The 470-nt window shown below is 71.9% G+C and carries 1 protein-coding gene; it reads left to right on the forward strand.

Annotated elements, in window-relative coordinates; translation table 11 throughout:
• Nucleotides 1-470: DNA translocase FtsK (locus MKK82_RS00025; RefSeq protein ID WP_279602595.1), on the forward strand; the 470-nt coding region annotated here is incomplete at both ends.

Consider the following 470-nt stretch of genomic DNA (forward strand, 5'->3'; position numbering starts at 1 on the left):
CGCCGCCCCCCGCGGTCCCTCGCAGGCGAGCCTGGTCTCGGCGGATTCCCTGGAACAGAACGCCACGCTGCTCGAGGCGACGCTGGGCGATTTCGGGGTGCGCGGCGACATCCTGGCGGTGCGGCCGGGCCCGGTCGTCACCCTGTACGAACTCGAGCCGGCCCCCGGCACCAAGTCCAGCCGCGTCATCGCGCTGGCCGACGACATCGCCCGGTCGATGTCGGCGGTCTCGGCCCGCGTCGCGGTCGTGCCCGGCCGCAACGCCATCGGCATCGAACTGCCGAACGCCAAGCGCGAGACCGTCTACCTGCGCGAGCTCCTGGCCTCCACGGATTTCGCGGAGAGCAAGCACAAGCTGGCCCTGTGCCTGGGCAAGAACATCGGCGGCGAGCCGATCATCGCCGACCTCGCGCGCATGCCGCACCTGCTGGTGGCCGGCACCACCGGCTCGGGCAAGTCGGTGGCGATCA

Source organism: Methylobacterium sp. E-046, assembly GCF_022829625.1.
Lineage (GTDB): Bacteria > Pseudomonadota > Alphaproteobacteria > Rhizobiales > Beijerinckiaceae > Methylobacterium > Methylobacterium longum.